General features: G+C 68.7%; 1 pseudogene. It reads right to left on the bottom strand.

The features are described from left to right. Positions 1-26 precede the first annotated feature (26 nt). Positions 27-1060, bottom strand: a pseudogene (locus MJ797_RS26870) (IS630 family transposase). Between the last annotated feature and the right edge of the window lie 216 nt (positions 1061-1276).

The raw sequence follows: 1276 nt of genomic DNA, 5'->3' as shown, positions 1-1276 counted from the left end.
CGGCCACATATGTTTACCGGATGTGATCATGCTGCCTCCTGGTGGCGGGGTCCGCCCCAGCGTTGCCCGCGTTCGCTGCGGGCTCGGGCGCGTTCGCGGCGCTGGGTGGCGAGCACGTCGGGGTGGCGAGCACGTCGGGGTGGCGAGCGTTGGTGTTGCGCCAGCGCAGGTAGGCGTGGGTGGCGCGGGTGAGCGCGGTGTGGTTGGCGTAGTTGCTGTCGTCGATGACGAAGGTGCGCAGCGGGCCGAACTGGGCCTCGATCGGGTTGGACCAGGAGGCCTGGGTGGGGGTGAGGCAGAGCTCGACGTTGTTGCTGGCGGCCCACCGGCGGATCTTGGGCGTCTTGTTCGCGGCCAGGTTGTCCAGGATGATGTAGATCTGGCCGCCGTCGGGTTGGGCGGCGCGGATGGATGTCAACGCGGCCAGGGTGTGGTCGGCGCCCTTGCGGCGGCGCATGATTCCCCACAGCTTGTCCTCACCGAGGCTGTAGCAGCCGTGGAACTGGCGGGTGCCGTGGGTGCGGTGGTAGTTGGCCGGCAGCCGGTGCGGCCTTTTCTCCTCGGCCCAGGCCTGGCCGTGGCCGGGGCGGATGGACAGCGGGCCGAACTGGTCGAAGGCGTAGCAGCGGTCGGGGTGGAGGGTGGTCACCTCCTCGATCCGGCCGAGTGTGGCGTCGTAGTCCGGGTCATGGGATTCCTTCCAGGTGCGGGTCTTCTGGAAGGAGATGTGGTGGTGGCGCAGCAGCTGTCGTAGCCGCTCCCGGCCGATGTGCACCGGGTGCACCGGGTTGGTGGCGAGGTAGTCGGCGAGTTTGCGGGTGCTCCAGTGGGTGGAGGGGCGGCCCAGCTTCTTCGGCCGGGTCTTGGCCGTGGTGACGATGTGGTCCTCGTCGGCGGCGCTGATGCGGCGGGGCCGGCCGCCGGCCCAGTGGGGGTCAAGGGTGGCCAGGCCGCCGTCGTCGAAGTTGTGGATCACGTCGCGGACGGTGTCCTCGTCGGCGGCGACCAGCCGGGCGATGGCGGGGGCCGGGCTCCCGGCCGCCGAGGCAAGGATCATCATGGCGCGGCGGACCTTGACTGTTTCGTGCCTGCCCCGGCGGACGATCTGTTGGAGTGTTTGGCCTTCTTCGTCGGTGAGTCGACGTACGTGTACTCGTGTGCCCGTGGCGCCCTCTCTTATACGTAACAGGTGGTTGTCCTTCAACTGCTATCTGTTACAAGCGAGAGTTGCCGGCTGGTATGCCCAGGGACCCGGTCAACGTTCGTGGCCGCCCCA

It is taken from the genome of Protofrankia sp. CiP3 (genome assembly GCF_917627345.1).
GTDB lineage: Bacteria > Actinomycetota > Actinomycetes > Frankiales > Frankiaceae > Protofrankia.
Note: the sequence above shows the minus strand (reverse complement) of the source record. Positions and strands in the feature narration are given on the sequence as shown.